This window comes from Litorihabitans aurantiacus (assembly GCF_030161595.1).
Taxonomy (GTDB): Bacteria; Actinomycetota; Actinomycetes; order Actinomycetales; family Beutenbergiaceae; genus Litorihabitans; species Litorihabitans aurantiacus.
The window spans coordinates 2,729,411-2,748,428 of the sequence record NZ_BSUM01000001.1 but is presented as its reverse complement, the minus strand read 5'-3'; the positions used below and the strand labels follow the sequence as shown (position 1 = coordinate 2,748,428).

The window sequence follows — 19,018 nt, the reverse complement described above, 5'->3', positions numbered from 1 at the left end:
GCTGGTTCTCGTGAGTCTCGGCCGTCGGCCCTCGGCGCTGCTCACCGTCGCCGGCCTGGGCGGGTCGCTCCTGTCGATCGTGATCGGCGCGGCGGTGACGGCGCGCCTGACCACCGCGACGGTCGCGTTCGGCTCGCTCCTCGTGGTGTTCGGGCTGTCCGGGATCCTGGGGTGGTGCGCGCGGTACCTGGCCTGGCGCGCCGTCTCGCGACCCGCCGTCGCGCGAGGCGACGCCCGTCTGCTGGCGCGTCCCGCCGTCGTCGACGGCGAGGAGAGCGTCCTGCACCCCCGCCGGGCCGGTGCCCCGACGGTGCTCGCGCACACCGCGCTCGTGCTGATGGGTGCGTGGGCGCTGGTGATGATCGTGCTGGCGCTGCTGCGCGGGGCCCCGGGGTGGCTGGTGCTGCTCGTGCCGTGGGCGGTCCTCGTGCTCGCGGGGCCCGTCCTGGCCGCGGCCGGCCGTCTCTCCCCGGGCGGCGTGCACGTGACGGCGACGCGGATCGTCGACGTCGACCGCGGCGCGCGTGCCGAGGTCGCGCTCGTCGACGTGGGTCACGTGGCGCGGATGCCGGACGCGCTCGTCCTGGACGTGCGCCCGGGCGCGGTGCGGACGCAGCGGACGGCGGGTCCGTGGAGCCGGCGCCCGCCGTCGTCCCCGCTCGTGATCGAGACGCTCGGGACCGCCGACGGCGGGGCGGCGCTCGCCGCGCAGCTCGCCGCCGCCACGCGACGGGTGTGACGGCGCCGGCGACGGCGGGCGCGGCGTAGGCTGGGGTCGAACGACAGGGGAGCGCGTCAGCGCTGAGAGTGCGGCCCCGCCGCAGACCCTCGAACCTGCTCCGGTTAGCACCGGCGAAGGAAGTCGGGATTCCTCTCCCCGGCGCGCACTCGCGTGCCGGGCCCTCCCACGCACGTCGGGAGGACCACCATGCACCACACCACCACCCGCGCCTCGCGCGGACGGCGCTCGGCGCCGATCGCCGTCGCGACGGCAATCACCCTCGCCCTCGCGGGCTGCTCGCTCGGGGGAGGCCCGACGCCGTCGTCCTCGCCCACGAGCCCCGGCGGGACGGAGAGCGACGGCGGGGGCAGCGCTGCGACGTCCTCGATCACGCTCGTCACCCACGACTCGTTCGCGCTGAGCGAGGACGTGCTCGCGGCCTTCACCGACGAGACAGGGATCGCGGTGACGCAGGTCGCGCCCGGGGACGCGGGGGCGCTCGTCAACCAGCTGGTGCTGACGAAGGCCTCGCCGCTGGGCGACGTCGTCTACGGCATCGACAACACGTTCGCCTCGCGCGCGGTCGACGAGGGCGTGCTCGCGCCGTACACGTCGCCGGATCTGCCGGCGAGCGCCGAGCCGTACCTGCTCGGGGACGCGCTGACGCCCGTGGACCTCTCGGACGTGTGCCTCAACGTGGACCTGGACTGGTTCGAGGAGAACGGGCAGGAGCCGCCCGCGACGTTCGAGGATCTGCTGCTGCCGGAGAACGCGGGCCTCACGGTCGTGACCAACCCCGCGACGTCGTCGCCCGGGCTCGCGTTCCTGCTCGCGACGATCAGCTCGTACGGGTCCGACGGCGAGGACGGCTGGGTCGGCTACTGGGAGGCGCTGCGCGACAACGACGTGCTCGTGGTCGACGGCTGGTCCGACGCGTACTACGTCGACTTCTCGGGCGCCGACGGCGAGGGCGACCGGCCGGTCGTGCTCTCGTACGCGTCCTCGCCGCCCGCCACGATCGGGGACGACGGCGAGCCCACCACCGCGGCGCTGCTCGACACCTGCTTCCGCCAGGTCGAGTACGCGGGCGTGCTCGAGGGGGCGGCGAACCCCGAGGGGGCGCAGGCGTTCGTGGACTTCCTGCTCTCGGGCGCGGTGCAGGAGGACGTGCCGGGGCAGATGTACGTGTACCCGATCGACGACGCCGCGGCGCTGCCCGCCGAGTGGGCGGACTTCGCGCCGCTCGCGACGGCGCCGCACGAGATCCCGGCCGCCGACATCGCCGCGAACCGCGCGGACTGGATCGACACCTGGACGGCCACGGTCCTCCCGTGACCGTTCGCGAGGTGCTTGTGGGGCGTCGCGAGTGCCGTGTGGGGCGTCGCGAGGGCCCTGCGGGGCACCGCGAGGGTTCTGTGGGGCGCCGCGAGGTACCCGTGAGAACTCGCGAGGTACTTCTGGGCGTCCCCGAGAGACTTTCGGGCGCCCTCGAGAGAGTTGGGGGCGTCGGCGAGAGAGTTCTGGGCCTTCGCGGGGAACGTTCGAGTCGCGCGCGATGAAGGATGCCCCGGAAAGTCTCTCGCGGAGCCCCGAAAGTCTCTCGGCGGGCCCCCAAAGTCTCTCGCGACGCCCCGAAAACCCCTCGCGGAGCTCCGAAAGTCTCTCGCCAACCACCGCAGGGCCCTCGCGGCGCACCTCGCACCTCGCGCGCGTCGGGTGGGGGCTCGCCGTCGTCCTCCCGCTCGTGTTCCTCGGGGTCTTCTTCGCCTACCCCGTCGCCACGCTCGTCGGCCGCGGCTTCACCTCCGGCGGCACCCTCGACCTCGGGGGCGTCGCCGAGGTGCTCGGCAGCGACCGCACCTGGCGCGTCGTCGGCCACACGCTGCTCCAGGCGAGCCTCGGCACCGTCATCGCCGTCGCCCTCGCGATCCCCGGCGCGCACGTCCTCTACCGCCGCACCTTCCCCGGCCGCCGCGCGCTGCGCGCCCTCGTCGCGGTGCCGTTCGTGCTGCCGAGCGTGGTCGTCGGCGTCGCGTTCCGCGCGCTCCTCGCGCCGTCGGGCCCCCTGGGGTTCCTCGGCTGGGACCGCACCCTGCCGGCGATCGTCGCCGCGCTCGTCTTCTTCAACTACGGCCTCGTCGTGCGCATGGTCGGCACGGTCTGGGAACGCCTCGACCCGCGCGCCGAGGAGGCCGCCCGCGCGCTCGGCGCGTCCCCCTGCGTGCCGCGCTCACCGTCACCCTCCCCGCGCTCGTGCCCGCCATCGCCTCGGCGGCCGCCCTGGTCTTCCTCTTCTGCGCGACGGCGTTCGCCCTCGTCCTCGTCCTCGGCGGGTCGCGCTACGCCACCGTCGAGGTCGAGATCTGGCTGCAGACCACGCAGTTCCTCGACCTGCGCACCGCATCGGTGCTGAGCATCGTCCAGCTCGTCGTCGTCGCCCTCGCCCTGGCCGTCTCGGGTCGCGCCCGTCGCAGCCGCGAGCGCGCCCTCGCGCTCGTCGAGGCGGAGCGCTCGAGCTCGCCGCTGCGCCTGGGTCGGGGCGCCTCCCCGCTGGACGTCGGCGCGAGCGCGATCACCGCCGTCGTCATCGGCCTCATCGCCCTGCCGATGGTCACGATGCTCGTGCGCTCGCTGCGGCACGACGGCGCGTGGACGCTCCGCCACTACGCCAACCTCGCGACCACGGGCGATCGCGCGCTGACCGTCAGCGTCTGGGACGCCGCCGCGAACTCGCTGCGCGTGGCCGTGGACGCGACGGTCATCGCCGTCGTGATCGGCATGACGCTCGCGCTCGTGCTCTCGCGCCGACCCGCCTCGCGCCTGGGTCGCCGCGCGCTCGGGGCGCTCGACGCCGTCGTGATGCTGCCCCTCGGCGTCTCGGCCGTGACGGTCGGTTTCGGCTTCCTGATCGCGCTCGACCGGCCGCCGCTGGACCTGCGCAGCTCGCTGATCCTGATCCCGATCGCGCAGGCGATGGTCGCGATCCCGCTCGTGGTGCGCGCCGTGCTGCCGGTGCTGCGCGCGATCGACCCGCGTCTGCGCCAGGCCGCCGCGACGCTCGGGGCCGGCCCCGGGCGCGTGCTCCTCACCGTGGACGGACCGCTCGCGCTGCGCTCGCTCGGGCTCGCGATCGGGTTCGCGTTCGCCGTCTCGCTCGGGGAGTTCGGCGCGACGGCGTTCCTCGCCCGCCCCGACCGGCCCACCCTGCCGGTGGTCATCGTGCGGCTGCTCGGGCGGCCGGGCGACGGCAACTACGGCATGGCGCTCGCGGCGTCGGTCGTGCTGGCGATCATCGTCGGGGTCGTGATGACGACGGCGGAGCGGCTGCGGCCCGCCCGCTCGGGAGAGGTATGAGGTGGTGGCGGTGAGTGACGTCGGGAACGGCCTCGAGGTGCGCGGCGCCGTCGTGCGCTACGCGGGGGCGGGGCGACGGCGGGGGTGACGACCGCCGTCGACGGCGTGGACCTCATCCTGCCGCGGGGCGAGGTGCTGGCGCTGCTCGGCCCGTCCGGGTGCGGGAAGTCGAGCCTGCTGCGCGCGATCGCCGGGCTCGAACCGCTGGCGGCGGGGTCGGTGGCGTGGGACGGGGAGGACCTCACCACGACGCCGACGCACCGGCGCGGATTCGGGCTGATGTTCCAGGACGGGCAGCTGTTCGCGCACCGCGACGTCGCGCGCAACGTCTCCTACGGGCTGCGCGGCACGCGGTGGGGCGCCTCGCGCGCGGTGCGCGACGAGCGCGTGGCGGAGGTGCTCGAGCTCGTGGGGCTGGCGGGGTACGGGCGGCGCGCGGTGGGGACGCTCTCGGGCGGGCAGGCGCAGCGGGTGGCGCTCGCGCGGTCGCTGGCGCCGGCGCCGCGGCTGCTGCTGCTGGACGAGCCGCTCTCGTCGCTGGACCGGCGGCTGCGCGAGGACCTCGCGGGTGAGGTGGCGCGCGTGCTGCGGGCCGCGGGCACGACGGCGCTGCACGTGACGCACGACCACGACGAGGCGTTCACGGTCGCCGACCGCGTGGGCGTGATGCTGGACGGCCGGCTGGTGCAGGTGGCGACGCCGTCGGAGCTGCGTGCCTCACCCGCGACGCCGGAGGTCGCGGCGTTTCTCGGCCTCTGAGTTCGCGAGAGCCTCGCTGACGTACCGCGAGAGGATTGCCGACCCTCCCCGAGAGAATTCCCGACGGCGGCGCCCGCGTCGGCCCCGCCGCTCAGGGCGTCGCGGCCTGCGCGGGCGGCGACCCCGGCGCCCGCTTCCCTCGCGCCGACAGCGTCGACCCGACGCTCGCCGCCACCACCACCGCGACCGCCAGCGCCTGCAGCCACGTCAGGGCCTGCGCGAGCAGCAGGAACCCCGCCAGGCACGCCACGGCCGGCTCGAGGCTGAGCAGGACGCTGAAGGCGCGCGGCGGGAGCCGGCGCAGCGCCGCCAGCTCGAGCGAGTACGGGATCACCGACGCCAGCAGCGCCGTCCCGGCCGCCAGCAGCAGCAGGTGCGGCTGCTCCACGACGGCGACCGCCCCACCCCCGAACGGCGCCACGGCGATCGCCCCGATCCCGATGGCGACGGCGAGCCCACCCGTCCCCGGGATGCGCGTGCTCACCCGGGTGTTCGCGAGGATGTAGCCGGCCCAGAACGCGCCGGCGACCAGCGCGAGGCCGACACCGGCGAGGTCGAGCCCGGCTCCGCCGTCGCCCCCGGAACCGCTGCCGTGACCGTCCCCGAGCCCCAGCGCGAGCACACCGCCGGCGGCCACGAGCACCCACACGGCGTCACGCGCGCGCCGCGTCAGCGCCGCCGCCAGCACCAGCGGACCGAGGAACTCGATCGTCACCGCGATCCCGAGCGGGATCCGCGCGATCGAGGCGTAGAACGCCGCGTTCATCCCCGCCATCGCGACGCCGAGCAGCAGCACCGCGGTCCACTGCGCCCGGGTCCAGGACCGCACGGCCGGCCGGAGAACGGCCAGCAGCACGACGGCGGCGATCGCCAGCCGCAGGAACGTCACCCCGCCGGGGCCGAGGGCGGGGAACAGCTGCGCGGCGAACGCCGCGCCGAACTGCAGCGAGACGCAGCTCGCCAGCACCATCGCGGCGCCGGCACCCGGGCTCGCCAGACGGGTCGGGCGGGCGGGGTCGACGGCGCGGGCGGGGCCGCCGGTCGATGCGGCGGCACCCGTCGGGGGCACCCCGGGCGCGGGGTCGGACGGTGTCACGCACCCATGGTGACCCGCTTGCGGCGGGGGCACCGCCGTCGTCCGCGCCTCGACCCGCCGGCGTTCGGCGACGCCGCGGCCTCGCCAAGGGACGCCGGGGCCGACTCGGCGCTCGCCGAGCCTCGCCCAGGGCGGCTCGCTCCGCCCGTCGAGGCGCGACACGCCGCGCGGACCGCCGCGACTCGCCGGGGGCACCGCGGATGCGCCTCCCCAGGCGAGTGCGCCTCACCGGGCGAGCCGCGGCACCGGGGGCGGGGCGGCCGCGCGGGACAGCGGACCGGTCGGCGGGACGACCGCCGTCGGCCGGACCCCGGGGCACGCTCCTGGCTACGCTGGCGGCGTGCCGATCGATCACCGCACGCCCCGCCCCGACGCAACCCCGACACCCCCACCGAGCGACGCCGCCGCACCCTCCTGCGCATGACCGGCGTCTCGATGACGTTCGACGACGGCACGACCGCCCTCACCGACGTCGACCTCACCGTCGCCCCGGGCGAGCTCGTCACCCTCGTGGGCCCCTCCGGCTGCGGCAAGACCACGATCCTGCGGCTCGCGGCCGGCCTCCTGACCCCCACCGCCGGCGAGATCGAGGTGTCGGCGGCCGCGACGTCGTTCGTGTTCCAGGACGCGACCCTCCTGGAGTGGCGCACGGCGCTGCGCAACGTCGAGCTGATGGGCGAGCTGCGCGGGGTGCCGCGGGCGGAGCGGCGCGCCCGCGCGCTGGAGGTGCTCGACGCCGTCGGGCTCGCGGACGCGACCGCGCGCCACCCGCGCCAGCTCTCGGGCGGGATGCGGATGCGCGTCTCGATCGCGCGCGCGCTCGTGGCGCAGCCGGACCTCGCGCTCCTGGACGAGCCGTTCGGCGCGCTCGACGAGATCACGCGGCTCTCGCTGCAGACGCTGCTGCAGGAGCTGTTCGCGCAGCGCCGGTTCGGCGGCCTGTTCATCACCCACTCCGTCAGCGAGGCGGTCTACCTCTCCGACCGCGTGCTCGTCATGGGGCGCGGCCGCATCGCGGCCGAGGTCGCGGTCCCGTGGGCGCACCCGCGGCCGCCCGAGGTCCGCTACGACGCCGACTTCGCCGCCCTCGCGGGCGAGGTCTCCGCGCGCCTGGCGGCGGCGTCGTGAGGGGCCCGACGGCGGGGCGCGCGACGGCGTCGCGCACCACCGGGGCGTGGGTCGCGCAGGCGGTCTCGATCGTGGTGGCCCTCGCGGGGATCGTGGCGGTGTGGTCGTTCGTCAGCCTCGTGGTGCTCAGCCCCGAGCGGCGGTTCCTGCTGCCGCCGCCGCACGAGGTCGTCGCCACCCTGGGGCGGCCCGCGGTGATGGGGCCGATGCTCGAGGCGCTCGGGCGCACCACGCTGGTGGCGGCGCTCGGGCTGGCGATCGCGATCGCCGTCGGGACGGTGTGGGCCGTGCTGATGGCGCAGTCGAGGTGGGCCGAACGCGTCCTGTACCCCTACGCCGTCATCATGCAGACGATCCCGATCCTCGCGCTGACGCCGCTGATCGGGATCTGGTTCGGCTACGGCGTGCCCGCGCGCGTGGTGGTGGCGGTGATCATCGCCGTGTTCCCGATCATCTCCTCGACGTTCTTCGGGCTGACGTCGGCGCCGAGCGCCGCCGCGCACGACCTGTTCACGCTCGCGCGCGCGTCGCGGTGGCAGCGGCTGGTGAAGCTGCAGGCGCCGGCGGCCGTGCCCTCGATCTTCACCGGTCTGCGGACGGCCGCGGGCCTGAGCGTGATCGGCGCGATCGTGGGGGACTTCTTCTTCCAGCAGGGGGCGATCGGCGTCGGGGGGCTGCTGCGGGTCTACACGCTGCGGCTGGACATGGAGGCGCTGCTGACGGCCGTCGGGCTCACGGCGACGTTCGGGGTGTGCGTGTTCTCGGTGTTCGCGGCGCTCGACCGCGCCGTGGTGGGGCGCTGGTACGGGAGGTCCGGGCGGGGCTGAGCCGCGCCGTCGGCGATTCTCTCCGGGAGGGTCGCTGATGCTCTTGCCGAGGGTCGGCAATCCTCTCGGGGAGGGTCGGAAATGCTCTCGCGGTACGTCAGAAAAGTTCTCGCGAAGGTGGGTCAGTGGATCTGGCGGACCTCGAACTGCATGCGCGGGTGCGCGTAGAACTCCTGGGCCGCCACGAGCTGCAGCTCGCGCTCACCCGAGTCGTACGTCGTCTGCAGCAGGTCGAAGACGGACGACGTCGTGCGCGCCAGCGCGTCCGCGGCGTCGCCCGAGCGGCGGTAGTGCGCCGTGAACAGCGCTGCCGTGACGTCGCCGGACCCGTTCGCCTTGAACGGCAGCAGCGGCGTCTGCACGATCCAGGCGCCCTCGGGCGTGACGGCCAGCATCTCGATCGTGCCCTCGGGCCGGTCGGGCTGCTCGACGCTCGTGACCAGCACCGTCGAGGGCCCCATCGCCCGCGCCGCCTCGACCGAGGCGAGCGTGGACTCGAGCGTGTCGGGCGAGGTGCCCGTGAGGAAGCCGAGCTCGAACTGGTTCGGGGTGATGAGGTCGGCCGCCGGCACCACACGCTCGCGCAGCAGCTCGGGGATCGCCGGCGCCACGAAGCAGCCTGACTTCGCATTCCCCATCACGGGGTCGCACGCGTAGATCGCCGCGGGGTTCGCGGCCTTCACGCGTGCGACGGCGTCGAGGATCACGTCCCCGATGCCCTCCCCGCCCTGGTAGCCCGAGAGGACGGCGTCGACCTGGGCGAGCGCGCCGCGCTCCTCAATACCCGTGATGACCTCGCGCACGTCGTCGGGCGAGAGCAGCGGACCGCGCCACGCACCGTAGCCCGTGTGGTTGGAGAAGTGCACGGTGTAGACGGGCAGGACCTCGACGCCGATGCGCTGCAGCGGGAACACGGCGGCGGAGTTGCCGACGTGACCGTAGGCGACGGAGGACTGGATGGAGAGGATCGTCACCCCACCAGGGTAGGCCCGTGCGCACCCGGTGGCGCCGACCGCGGCGGTACTCTGACGCCGCCGCTGAAATCGCCAGGAACCACCGGCTGGTTCCGCAAGAGCCCGAAACGGATCCCTCATGACCCACCCCTCCCTCCGGCGTGCCCGGACCTCCACCACCCTTCTGCCCGCGGCGGCCCTCGCCGTCGCGCTCGTCCTGTCGGCCTGTGCCGCGGGCGACGGCGGAGGAGCCGCACCCGACGACGGTCCCGCCCCCGGCGCCACCCCCGCCGAGCCCGGCTCCGTCCTCGACCTCGCCGCCGTCTGCCCCGCCACGGTCGTGATGCAGCAGGACTGGCAGCCCCAGGCCGAGCACGGCGGCATGTACGAGCTGGTCGGCGACGACTACGCCGTCGACACCGACGCGAAGGCGGTCACGGGCTCGCTCGTGGCCCAGGGCGTGGACACCGGCGTCGAGATCGAGGTCCGCTCCGGCGGCCCGAACGTCGGCTTCCAGCGCGTGAGCGACCTCATGCACCTCGACACCGACATCCTCATCGGCGCGGTGAACACCGACCAGGCGATCTCGGCCGCCGCGGCGGGCCGCCCCGTCGTCGCGCTGACGAGCCAGATGACGCTCTCGCCGCAGATCTACATGTGGGACCCGGCCACGTACCCGGACGCCACCACGATCGCCGACGTCGCGGCCACCGGCGCGACCATCGTCACCAGCGGCGAGGTGGTCCCCACGCTCCTGGCCGAGCAGGGCATCGTGAGCCGTGACCAGGTCGACGCGTCCTACGAGGGCACGCCGCAGCGCTTCGTGACCGACCCCTCGATCATCCAGCAGGGGTTCGGTACGAACGAGCCGTACGTCTACGAGAACGACCTGCCGCAGTGGGACGAGCCGGTCGCGTACCAGTACCTGCACGAGCTCGGCTACTCGATCTACCCGGAGCCGATCACCGTGCGCGAGGCGGACGTGACCGCGCAGGCCGACTGCCTGGAGCGGCTCGTGCCGATCCTGCAGCGCTCGCAGCTCGACTTCCTCGCCGAGCCCGAGCGCACGAACGCGCTCATCGTCGACCTGGTGGAGCAGTTCCAGACGTCGTGGACCTACTCCCCGGAGGTGGGGGAGTACTCGGTCGCCACCCAGCTGAGGGAGGGCATCGTCACCGACGACCCCGCCTCGGGCGTCTTCGGGCAGATCGACGGCGAGCGCATCGCCGCCACGGTCGAGACCTTCACCGGGCTGCTCACGCAGACGGGCGCGCTGGACGAGGGCGTCGTCGTCGACCCCGAGAGCCTGTACACGAACCAGTTCATCGACACGTCCATCTCGATGGCGGACGTCGTCCGGGACTGAGACGGCCGACTCCCTCCGACGAGGAGCGCACCCGGAACGGCCCGAGGGGCCGCCATCCGATGAGATGACGGCCCCTCGGGCTCGCTGCGCGGGTCTCAGGCGCGGGTCGTACCCGCCCCGGCGGTCTCGCGGTCAGCCCCGGCCGTCGTGGCGCGTGCCTCGCCGTCGATCTCGTCGGGCACCTCGTCGTCGCTGAACAGGTCCTGCGCCGATGCGGCGTCGTACCGCGCCCGGTCGAGGATGCCCTCGCGCTTGGCGACGATCGTCGGCACGAGCGCCTGCCCCGCCACGTTGACCGCGGTGCGACCCATGTCGAGGATCGCGTCGACAGCGATGAGCAGGCCGACGCCCTCGAGCGGCAGGCCCAGCGTGGAGAGCGTGAGCGTCAGCATCACGGTGGCGCCGGTGAGGCCCGCCGTCGCCGCGCTGCCGACCACCGAGACGAACACGATCAGCAGGTAGTCGGTGATCGAGAGCGGGATGTCGTAGAACTGCGCGACGAAGATCGCGGCGACCGCCGGGTAGATCGCGGCGCAGCCGTCCATCTTGGTGGTCGCGCCGAGGGGGACGGCGAAGGACGCGTACGAGCGCGGAACGCCGAGGTTGCGCTCGGTCACGCGCTGCGTCAGAGGCAGCGTGCCGATCGAGGAGCGCGAGACGAACGCGAGCTGGATCGCGGGCCACGCCCCGCGGAAGTACTGCCCGACCGCGAGGCCGTTCGTGGCCAGCAGCACCGGGTAGACCACGAACAGCACCAGCGCCAGGCCGGCGTAGATCGCGACCGTGAACATGCCGAGGGTGGGCACGAGGTCCCAGCCGTAGGTCGCGACGGCGCGACCGATGAGGCCCACCGTCCCGATCGGTGCGAGGCGGATGATCCACCACAGGACCTTCTGCACGACGGCGAGCGCGGACGCCGAGAAGGTCAGGAACGGTTCGGCCGGCTTCCCGACCTTCAGGGCGGCGATGCCGACGACCAGCGCGATCACGACGATCTGCAGCACGTTGAAGCTGAAGCCGACCTCGCCGGTCTCGCCGGCCGACCCCTCGAGCCCGAGCACGTTGGTCGGCAGCAGGCCGACGAGGAAGTCGGTCCACGACCCGGTGCTCCCGGGCTCGTAGTCGGGACTGGCCGAGACGCTCGTGGCGTTCCCCGGCTGCAGCACGAGCCCCAGCGTGATCCCGATGGCGACGGCGATCAGCGCCGTGATCGCGAACCACAGCAGCGTCTGGCCCGCGAGCCGGGCGGCGTTCGTGACCTGCCGCAGGTTCGCGATCGACGCGACGATCGCGAGGAAGACGAGCGGCGGCACGACGGCGCGCAGCAGGTTGATGAAGGAGCTCCCGATCGTGCCGAGCACGTCGGTGAGCCAGTTCGGCGTCGAGTCGTCGACCGGGCCCATCTCGCGGGCGACGTACCCGAGGGCGACACCGAGCACCAGCGCGATGATGATCTGCGTCCCGAAGGAGGGGAACCGCAGGCGCCGTCGGGCGGTGCTCGTCGAGGCCGCCTCGTCGGCGGTGGGCTGGCGGGGGGACGTGCTGTCCGACACGGACGACCTCTTCTCGGGCACGGCGGACACCCGAGGTGGCAGGGGTGCGGGCCCACTCTCCGCCCGTCGGCGCGGTGTGCCAACGTGCCCCCGCAGAGTCCGACATGTGGGACGACTGCCGGGTTGCTACCGTGCGCAGATGCCCTCCGCCGCTCGCGTCGACAGCTGGCTCTGGGCCGTGCGCCTGTACAAGTCGCGCTCGGCGTCGGCCGCCGCGTGCCGTGGTGGGCACGTCGAGGTCGACGGCGACCGGGCCAAGCCCGCGACAATGATCGGCCCCGGATCCACGGTGACCGTGCGGGTCGGCGACCGCGTCCGCGTGCTCGAGGTGATCGACCCGATCGTCAAGCGGGTCGGCGCCCCGGTCGCCGTGCGCTGCTACCTCGACCATTCCCCGCCGCCCCCGCCGCGGGAGCTCGTCGCCCCCATCGCCGTGCGCGACCGCGGCGCCGGCCGGCCGACCAAGCGCGAGCGCCGCGAGATCGACCGCATCCGCGGGCGCTGAGGCGGATCCGGGCGGATCCGTCGGAGGCCCTGGCGCGATGTCGGTGCCCGGTGGTAGTCCAGACCCATGGCCGTGCAGACACAGACATCCCCGGCGACGACGAGCACGTCCCCCGACGTCGACCGCCCGGCGCCCGTCATGGAGCAGGCCGAGGCGCTGCGGCGCGAGCTGCGCGGCTACGCCTACCGCATGCTCGGATCCCCCCACGACGCGGAAGACGCCGTGCAGAACGCCATGGTGCGGGCGTGGCGCGGCGCCGAGAAGTTCGACGGCCGCAGCAGCGTGCGCACCTGGATGTACCGCATCCTCACCAACGTCTGCCTCGACGAGATCTCCTCGCGCAAGCGGCGCGCGCTCCCGGTCGACCTCGAGTCGCAGTCCTCGCCACCCGTGGTCGCCTCGCTCGGTCAGCCGCACCCGGCGGAGACGTTCGTCGCCCCCGTGCTGGACGAGATGGTGTCCGACCCCGCCGACGTCGTCGCGGCCCGTGACAGCGTCCGGCTCGCGTTCGTCGCGGCGCTCCAGCACCTGCCCGCCTCGCAGCGTGCCGTTCTGGTGCTCCGCGACGTGCTGGCGTGGCGTGCCGCGGAGGTCGCGCAGCTCCTCGAGATCTCCGTCGCGGCGGCCAACAGTCAGCTGCAGCGGGCGCGCGAGACGATGAAGGCGGTGCAGGACGGCTCGCGCGCGGCGCGCCCGGGCGGGGACCGCGCCGTCGAGGAAGCGGTGGTGGCGAGGTTCGTCGACGCGTTCGAGCGCTACGACATGGCGGCGCTCGCGACCATGCTGGCCGAGGACGCGGTGATGTCGATGCCGCCGTTCCGGCTCTTCCTCGCCGGCCGCGAGGACGTGCTCGCGTGGCTCGTCGGACCGGGGCACGAGTGCGAGGGCTCGCGGACCCTCGCGGTGGAGGTCAACGGTGGACCCGGGTTCGCGCAGTACCGGCGCGACCCGGGTGGCGGGTGGTCGCCGTGGGGCGTGCACGCGCTCGTGGTGCGCGACGCCGTCGTGGTCGAGGAGACCGTCTTCCTCGGGGCCGACATCTTCGCGGCGCTCGGCCTCCCCGACCACCTGGACTGAGCGACCTCAGGCCCCGGCGCCCCGGATGACGCCGGTGATGATGAGGGTGATGATCGTCGTCCACCCGGCGATCGCCACGGCCTGCCACAGCAGCACGCGTCCCTTCGCGACGCCTGCACCCACGAGCATCACCGCGGTGAACTGCGTCGGCAGCAGCAGGGGGCCCAGCAGGCTCACGCCGGGGACGCCGTAGCGCGTGAACGCCTTCTGGAACTTCTCGCGGCGCGGTGACGGGGCGGAGGCATCCTTCCCGGCGGTCGCGGCGGCGCGGATGCGCGAACCGAGCAGCACGAGGACGGCGACGCACAGGAAGTTCCCCGCCGCACCGGCCAGGGCGGCGACGACCGGGTGGATGCCGCCGACGATGCCGATCGCGGCCGATCCCTCGCCCTCGATGAAGGGGATGGCGCCCGCCAGGGCCACGACGAGCGGCTGCACCGCGTCGGGCACGTTCGAGACGAGCTCCTGGAAGTTGACGATGAGGTCGGCGATCGGGTTTGCCATGGCGTCTCCTGACGTCGGTGGTGGCGGCCGGTCAGCTCCGGCTCTCGGGATGTCTCCATCACACCAACGCGAGAGGCCGGGCGGCAGGTCGGCCCGTCACGACCTGGGGTGAGGAACGCTCCACCGACCGGATGACATCTGTCACGACGCGTCGACGCACGAGCACCGTGCCGCGACCACCCCGCCTACCCGCGCCGCGCCGCCTCGAGCGCCGCGAGGTCGATCTTCCGCATCGCCATCAGCGCGTCGTTCACACGGGCTCCCGCCTCGGGCGAGTCGCCGTCGCGGAAGATGGGCTCGCGCGGCACGACCTGCCACGAGAACCCGAAGCGGTCCTTGAGCCACCCGCACTGCGACTCCTGGCCACCGCCCGCGAGCAGCGCCTCCCAGTAGCGGTCGATCTCCGCCTGGTCCTCGCACGGGACCTGCAGCGACACGGCCTCGGAGAAGGGGAAGTCGGCGTCGCCGTTCAGCGCGAGGAACCGCTGACCGTCCAGCTCGAACGACACCGTGAGCACGGTCCCGGCCTCCAGGCGGGACCCCTCCGGGTAGTGCGCCGTGTCGGTGACCCGCGAGTGCGGGAACACCGAGACGTAGAAGTCGGCGGCCTCCGCGGCTTCGCCGCGGAACCACAGGCAGGTGGTGAACATCGACATGACGGACCTCCGGGAGCTCGCACCGGGCGCCGACGATCGGTGCCCACGATCGGGTGGACCGCCGTCGGGCCCGGAACTCATCGCGCCGAACCCACCCCGCGCTCGTCGGGTCGCTCAGCGGTTCCCGAACACCTGCGCCCAGTACGCGCGCCCGTCGGTGCCGAACGCGACCGCGAAGCCCATCTCCGTCATATCGGGGTGGACGATGTTGGCGTGGTGCCCCGGGGACTCGATCCACCCCTGGACCACCTCGCCCACCGAGCGCTGCCCGACCGCCACGTTCTCGGCCCCCGCGCGGTAGCCGACGGCGCCGAGGCGCGACCCGAGGCCGCCGTTCCCGTCGTGGGTCATCTCCAGGATCGCGGCCTGGTGGTCGGCCTGCACCTGTGCGGCGCGGTCGAGGTCCGCGCTGGAGGTCAGCGCGGGCAGCCCGGACGCGGCGCGCTCGGCGTTCGTCAGGTCGAGCGCCTCCGCGGCGCCTCGTGAGCCCGCGGCGATCGCGCCGTCGTCCGCCCGGTAGCCGAGCACGGCCACGACCATCGTGCGCCCGTCCCCGAGCCGCGCGGACGCGAGCCCGATCCCGCCGTAGCGGCCGTCGAGGAGATCGCCGGCCGAGTCGCCGTCGGCGAGCCAGGCGTCGACGGCGGCAGGGCCGTCCTGCGCCGTGCGCGCCCGCGCGGCCCCCGTGGCGTACCCGCGCGCGGCGAGCTGCTCGCCGAGGTCGCCGTCCCAGCCCTCGCCACCGCGCGCGTAGTGCTCCGCCTGCGCGCTCGCGATCTGGTTGAGGCCCTCCTCGAGCGTCACGGCGCGGGCATCCGCGCCCGACCGGGCCTCGAGAATGCGCGCGAGTGCGCCGTCGAGGTCGGGCTCCACCTCGGCGGCGGGCGGTTCCTCGGACGCGTGCGGGGTGAACGAGGCTCGCGGGTCGACCGTGGCCGGGTCGACCTCGGGCTCGGTCGGGGCGGGCGCGAGCGTCTCGGCCGGACCGCCCCGGTTCGGGTCGACCGGCTCCGGTGCGACCGCGGGCGGTTCGGGCTCCGCCGTCGGCGCGGGGGCGGGTGCGCTGCACCCGGCGAGCACGACGGCCGCGGCCAGGGTCGCGCCCGCCGCGGCGAGCGCTCGGGGCCCGAGTGCCGGACGACGTCGTCCGGCGCGGTGCTGGGGGTGGAAGGGGCTCACGCCCCCATCATGCGTGCTCGACGCCGGACCGTCCTCCCGAGCGGTTCACGGACGTCTCGTCCAGCGAACTCCCAGGGGGCCGTTACACACTGGCAGCGGTGATGCGGAAGACTGGGGGTTCCGGCCGGAGCGGCGCCCCCCGCTGATGCACCGTTCGACGCACCACCGACACACGCACCGCTCGACCCGACCCGTCCCACCGTGGAGGAACCATGACCCCCGCAGCCCGCCGCGCCGTCACCGTCGTCGCCTCGCTCGCCGCCGTGGGTGCTCTCGGTGCCTGCGGCGCCGACGGGTCCGGCGCCGCCCCGACCGACGGCGTCTCGCAGTCCGGCACCTCGCCCGAGGAGACGACCGAGTCCGAGGGGACCGGTGCCACCGACTCCTCACCCACCGCGGGCGGAACCTACGCGGACGGCACCTACTCCGCCACGGGCTCCTACGTCTCGCCCGGCGGCCAGGAGAGCATCGAGGTCACGCTCACGCTCGCCGCGGGTGTCGTCGAGGACGTCGACGTCGTCTCGAACGCCACCAACCCCAACTCGGTGCGCTACCAGGGCGAGTTCGTCGACGGGATCGCCGACGAGGTCGTCGGCGTCGCGATCGACGACCTCGCGGTCGACAAGGTCGCCGGCTCCTCCCTCACCTCCGGCGGGTTCAACGAGGCCGTGGAGACCATCAAGGGCGAGGCTGGTGCCTGACACCGCCACACTCGCGGGCCGCATGCAGTTCGAGGGCATCGGCACGCGCTGGCGGATCGACACGCCGCAGACGCTCCCGCTCAGCGTCGAGGCCCGCATCCACGCCGTCGTCGCCGAGTTCGACTACATGTGGTCGCGGTTCCGCGCCGACTCCCTCGTCACCGCGCTCGGTCGCGAGGGCGGCACGATCCCCGTCGGGCACGACGGCGAGGCCATGCTCCGCCTCTACTCGCGCCTCTACGCGGCGACCGACGGCGCCGTGAACCCCCTCGTCGGGGCCGCGCTCGAGCACCTCGGCTACGACGCCAGCTACCGCCTCACGCCGCTGCCCGGCGCACCCGCACCCGTCCCCACCTGGGAGGGCATCTTCCAGGGCACGACGGCGCTGCTCACCGTCCGCCGCGGCACCGTCCTCGACGTCGGCGCCGTCGGCAAGGGTCGGCTCGTGGACCTCGTGGCCGACATCCTCATCCGCGCGGGGCAGCACACCTTCACGGTCGACGCCGGCGGGGACATGCGTCACGCGGGCCGGGCGGCGGGCGACGACGACGCGTCCCAGCCGCTCGGACCGCCGCTGCGCGTGGCGCTGGAGCACCCGTTCGACGCGTCGCGCGCCGTCGGCGTCGTGGGTCTGCGTGACGCGGCCATCGCCGCCTCGGCCACCAACCGCCGGGCCTGGGCCGAGGGCCTGCACCACGTGATCGACGCGCGCACCGGCGCCCCGGTCGCCGACGTCACCGCGACCTGGGCGATCGCCCGCACCGCCATGCTCGCCGACGCCGCCTCCACCGCCGCGTTCTTCCTGCCCCCGCAGGAGGTGCTCACCGCGCTCGACGGCGTTCACGCCGTCGTCGTCATGCCCACGCGCGGACCGCTGCGCCACGCGGGTCTGCCGCAGGGGCCGGCACCGGCGCGCGGCGACGGCGACGGCGAGGAGCTGCGCACGCGCCCGACGGCGCCGCTCGCCTACGGCGAGGTGTTCGCGTGAGCGCGCTGCGGACGGCGCGGCGTCTTCTCAGCGTCCCCGACCGCCTGCTCGGTCGGGTCTCGATGTACCTCCTCACGGTCGTCTCGCTGGCCCTGATCGGCGTGGTCGCGATCGTGCTCGCAGCGCTCGGCCGGCTCACCTACGAGGCCGGCGGGATCGCGCTGAGCCTCGTGGTCGGCGTCGTCGCCACGCTCGCCGGCACCGTGCTCGGCGCGGTGCTGACGCGCTCGAGCCCGCACCCGCCGTCCTCCGTGATCACCGGGCTGATCCTCGCGCTCGTGCTGTGGCCGAGCCTGCCGACCGGAGGACCCTGGTACCAGGAGGACCTCGTCGTCCTCGCCGTCGCGGGCCTCGCCGCCGGCGCCTCGAAGTACCTCCTGGCGTGGCGAGGGCGGCACGTGCTCAACCCCGCCGTCGCCGGTCTGCTCGTGGTCGGCCTGACAGGGTACGGCGCGAGCATCTGGTGGGTGGGGAGCCAGGCGCTGCTGCCGGTCGTGGTGGTCACGGGGCTGGTCGTGCTGTGGCGCACGCGCCGCCTGCTGTACGCGGCGAGCCTGGTGGTGCCCGCCGTCGCGCTCACGCTCGTGGGGTTCACGCGCAGCGGCCTGAGCCTCGGTGAGGCCGTCACGATCGCACTCGCCTCGAGCCCGATCCTGTTCCTCGCGGCGTTCATGCTGAGCGAGCCCCTGACGACGCCGCCGCGGCAGTGGCAGCGCGTGGGTGTCGGCGCGCTCGTGGGTGTGCTGTACGCCGTGCCGCTGTTCACCGACCTCCCGGTGCTCGCGCAGCTGCCGGTCGCGGTCACGCCGGAGCTGGCGCTCGCCGTCGGGAACGTCGTGGCCTTCACCTTCGGCGTCCGGCGCCGCGTGGTGCTTCGCCTCGAGGCGACGCGTCGCAGCGGGACGGTGCTCGACCTGACCTTCGCGCCGTCCGCGCCGCTGCGCATGCGTCCGGGGCAGTACCTCGAGATCGACGTCCCGCGCGCCGGGCTGACCGACGTGCGGGGCCGTCGCCGCGTGCTGAGCATCGCCTCGGACCCCGCCTCGGACCGCGTGCGGCTGGTCACGCGCACCGCCGCCGTCGCCGGGGCCGAGCCCAGCCCTGTCAAGGCGGTGCTCGCCGCGATGCGGCCGGGGGAGGGCCTCACGGTCACGAGCGTGGGTGGCGACTTCGTCCTGCCCGACGGCGACCGCCCGCTCGCCCTCGTCGGCGCCGGCATCGGCGTCACGCCGTTCCTCAGCCACCTCGACGCGATCGCGCGCGGCACGCTGCCAGCCCGCGACGTCGTGCTCGTCCACGCGGTCAAGGACCCCGCGGACGTGGTCGAGGTGGCCGGGGGCGCGGCGCTGCCCGACGGTGTCCGGCGCGTGCTCGTGGTGCCCCCGGGAGCACCGCGCGGCGTGCTTCCCGCCGGGTGGGAAGTGGTCGACGGCGAGGCGCTGACCGCGGCCGTGCTCGCACGCGCCGTGCCCGACCTCGATCGGCGCGAGGTGCTCGTGTCCGGGTCGCCGGTCGCGGTGGCCGCGGCGACCGCTGCCGCGCACGAGCGGGGTGCGCGCACGGTGCGCACCGACGTCTTCCTCGGGTACTGACGCCGGGGCCCTCGGGCGGGGCTGCGCGGTCGCCCCGGTGGGCCTGCACCGCACGGGTC

At 74.5% G+C, this 19,018-nt stretch carries 18 protein-coding genes and 1 riboswitch; of the genes, 12 read left to right on the top strand and 6 right to left on the bottom strand.

Going from position 1 to position 19,018, the window contains the following annotated elements; translation table 11 throughout:
- The first annotated feature begins 10 nt into the window (after nt 1–10).
- From QQK22_RS13100 to QQK22_RS13085, 4 genes are all read left to right on the top strand, one after another.
- Nucleotides 11–739 (top strand): hypothetical protein, encoded by a 729-nt coding sequence (locus tag QQK22_RS13100; RefSeq protein WP_284251374.1) that lies wholly within the window; start codon nt 11–13, stop codon nt 737–739.
- A gap of 35 nt (nt 740–774) precedes the next feature.
- Nucleotides 775–878: riboswitch (TPP riboswitch) on the top strand.
- A gap of 50 nt (nt 879–928) precedes the next feature.
- Complete coding sequence (locus tag QQK22_RS13095) at nt 929–2,056, top strand: thiamine ABC transporter substrate-binding protein (protein WP_284251373.1); 1,128 nt, start codon at nt 929–931, stop codon at nt 2,054–2,056.
- A 918-nt stretch (nt 2,057–2,974) separates the two neighbouring features.
- On the top strand, nt 2,975–4,075 hold the full coding sequence (locus QQK22_RS13090) for an ABC transporter permease (protein WP_431310160.1): 1,101 nt from the start codon (nt 2,975–2,977) through the stop codon (nt 4,073–4,075).
- Between the two features lie 84 nt (nt 4,076–4,159).
- The gene (locus QQK22_RS13085; RefSeq protein WP_284251372.1) at nt 4,160–4,834 is read left to right on the top strand and encodes an ABC transporter ATP-binding protein; all 675 of its coding nucleotides are present in this window, start codon (nt 4,160–4,162) and stop codon (nt 4,832–4,834) included.
- 91 nt (nt 4,835–4,925) lie between these two features.
- Here QQK22_RS13085 and QQK22_RS13080 read toward each other — a convergent pair whose 3' ends face one another.
- Nucleotides 4,926–5,930, bottom strand: coding sequence for an EamA family transporter (locus QQK22_RS13080; protein ID WP_284251371.1), 1,005 nt, complete (start codon nt 5,928–5,930; stop codon nt 4,926–4,928).
- Between the two features lie 420 nt (nt 5,931–6,350).
- On the opposite strand from QQK22_RS13080, the gene QQK22_RS13075 reads away from it, so the two are divergent.
- Nucleotides 6,351–7,058, top strand: coding sequence for an ABC transporter ATP-binding protein (locus tag QQK22_RS13075; protein WP_284251369.1), 708 nt, complete (start codon nt 6,351–6,353; stop codon nt 7,056–7,058).
- Nucleotides 7,055–7,885 carry an ABC transporter permease gene (locus QQK22_RS13070; RefSeq protein ID WP_284251368.1) on the top strand — a complete coding sequence of 277 codons (831 nt, stop codon included), beginning with the start codon at nt 7,055–7,057 and terminating at the stop codon, nt 7,883–7,885. The genes QQK22_RS13075 and QQK22_RS13070 overlap by 4 nt, the downstream gene beginning before the upstream one ends.
- 122 nt (nt 7,886–8,007) lie before the next feature.
- Here the strand turns inward: QQK22_RS13070 and pdxY are convergent, their stop codons facing one another.
- A complete protein-coding gene (gene pdxY / locus QQK22_RS13065; protein ID WP_284251367.1) occupies nt 8,008–8,859 on the bottom strand; it encodes a pyridoxal kinase PdxY in 852 nt (283 codons plus the stop codon).
- Between the two features lie 118 nt (nt 8,860–8,977).
- On the opposite strand from pdxY, the gene QQK22_RS13060 reads away from it, so the two are divergent.
- Nucleotides 8,978–10,204, top strand: a complete 1,227-nt coding sequence (locus QQK22_RS13060; RefSeq protein ID WP_284251366.1) for a hypothetical protein — start codon at nt 8,978–8,980, stop codon at nt 10,202–10,204.
- Nucleotides 10,205–10,299: 95 nt separating this feature from the next.
- On the opposite strand, the gene QQK22_RS13055 is transcribed toward QQK22_RS13060, so the two are convergent.
- Nucleotides 10,300–11,757, bottom strand: a complete 1,458-nt coding sequence (locus QQK22_RS13055) for a dicarboxylate/amino acid:cation symporter (protein ID WP_431310159.1) — start codon at nt 11,755–11,757, stop codon at nt 10,300–10,302.
- A gap of 139 nt (nt 11,758–11,896) precedes the next feature.
- Here QQK22_RS13055 and QQK22_RS13050 point away from each other — a divergent pair, with 139 nt between their 5' ends.
- Nucleotides 11,897–12,262, top strand: a complete 366-nt coding sequence (locus QQK22_RS13050) for an RNA-binding S4 domain-containing protein (RefSeq protein WP_284251365.1) — start codon at nt 11,897–11,899, stop codon at nt 12,260–12,262.
- A 72-nt stretch (nt 12,263–12,334) separates the two neighbouring features.
- Nucleotides 12,335–13,339, top strand: a complete 1,005-nt coding sequence (locus QQK22_RS13045; RefSeq protein ID WP_284251364.1) for a sigma-70 family RNA polymerase sigma factor — start codon at nt 12,335–12,337, stop codon at nt 13,337–13,339.
- Between the two features lie 6 nt (nt 13,340–13,345).
- On the opposite strand, the gene QQK22_RS13040 is transcribed toward QQK22_RS13045, so the two are convergent.
- The 3 genes from QQK22_RS13040 to QQK22_RS13030 all read right to left on the bottom strand — a co-directional run bounded on the left by QQK22_RS13040 (nt 13,346) and on the right by QQK22_RS13030 (nt 15,678).
- Complete coding sequence (locus QQK22_RS13040; protein ID WP_284251363.1) at nt 13,346–13,843, bottom strand: small multidrug efflux protein; 498 nt, start codon at nt 13,841–13,843, stop codon at nt 13,346–13,348.
- Nucleotides 13,844–14,028: 185 nt separating this feature from the next.
- Entirely contained in the window at nt 14,029–14,499 is a 471-nt protein-coding gene (locus QQK22_RS13035) for a VOC family protein (RefSeq protein WP_284251362.1), read from the bottom strand.
- Between the two features lie 114 nt (nt 14,500–14,613).
- Nucleotides 14,614–15,678, bottom strand: coding sequence for a CAP domain-containing protein (locus QQK22_RS13030; RefSeq protein WP_284251361.1), 1,065 nt, complete (start codon nt 15,676–15,678; stop codon nt 14,614–14,616).
- Nucleotides 15,679–15,890: 212 nt separating this feature from the next.
- On the opposite strand from QQK22_RS13030, the gene QQK22_RS13025 reads away from it, so the two are divergent.
- Genes QQK22_RS13025 through QQK22_RS13015 form a run of 3 tightly spaced genes read left to right on the top strand, consistent with a single transcriptional unit; the run spans nt 15,891 to nt 18,959 of the window.
- A complete protein-coding gene (locus tag QQK22_RS13025; protein WP_284251360.1) occupies nt 15,891–16,379 on the top strand; it encodes an FMN-binding protein in 489 nt (162 codons plus the stop codon).
- A complete protein-coding gene (locus tag QQK22_RS13020) occupies nt 16,372–17,367 on the top strand; it encodes an FAD:protein FMN transferase (protein ID WP_284251359.1) in 996 nt (331 codons plus the stop codon). The genes QQK22_RS13025 and QQK22_RS13020 overlap by 8 nt, the downstream gene beginning before the upstream one ends.
- Complete coding sequence (locus QQK22_RS13015; RefSeq protein WP_284251358.1) at nt 17,364–18,959, top strand: FAD-dependent oxidoreductase; 1,596 nt, start codon at nt 17,364–17,366, stop codon at nt 18,957–18,959. The genes QQK22_RS13020 and QQK22_RS13015 overlap by 4 nt, the downstream gene beginning before the upstream one ends.
- Nucleotides 18,960–19,018: the final 59 nt, after the last annotated feature.

What these genes read in the sequence shown, in the direction of transcription:
- QQK22_RS13095 (WP_284251373.1), top strand. Translation starts at nt 929, where the DNA reads ATGCACCACACCACCACCCGCGCCTCGCGCGGACGGCGCTCGGCGCCG.
- QQK22_RS13075 (WP_284251369.1), top strand. Translation starts at nt 6,351, where the DNA reads ATGACCGGCGTCTCGATGACGTTCGACGACGGCACGACCGCCCTCACC.
- QQK22_RS13060 (WP_284251366.1), top strand. Translation starts at nt 8,978, where the DNA reads ATGACCCACCCCTCCCTCCGGCGTGCCCGGACCTCCACCACCCTTCTG.
- QQK22_RS13050 (WP_284251365.1), top strand. Translation starts at nt 11,897, where the DNA reads ATGCCCTCCGCCGCTCGCGTCGACAGCTGGCTCTGGGCCGTGCGCCTG.
- QQK22_RS13040 (WP_284251363.1), bottom strand. Translation starts at nt 13,843, where the DNA reads ATGGCAAACCCGATCGCCGACCTCATCGTCAACTTCCAGGAGCTCGTC.
- QQK22_RS13035 (WP_284251362.1), bottom strand. Translation starts at nt 14,499, where the DNA reads ATGTCGATGTTCACCACCTGCCTGTGGTTCCGCGGCGAAGCCGCGGAG.
- QQK22_RS13025 (WP_284251360.1), top strand. Translation starts at nt 15,891, where the DNA reads ATGACCCCCGCAGCCCGCCGCGCCGTCACCGTCGTCGCCTCGCTCGCC.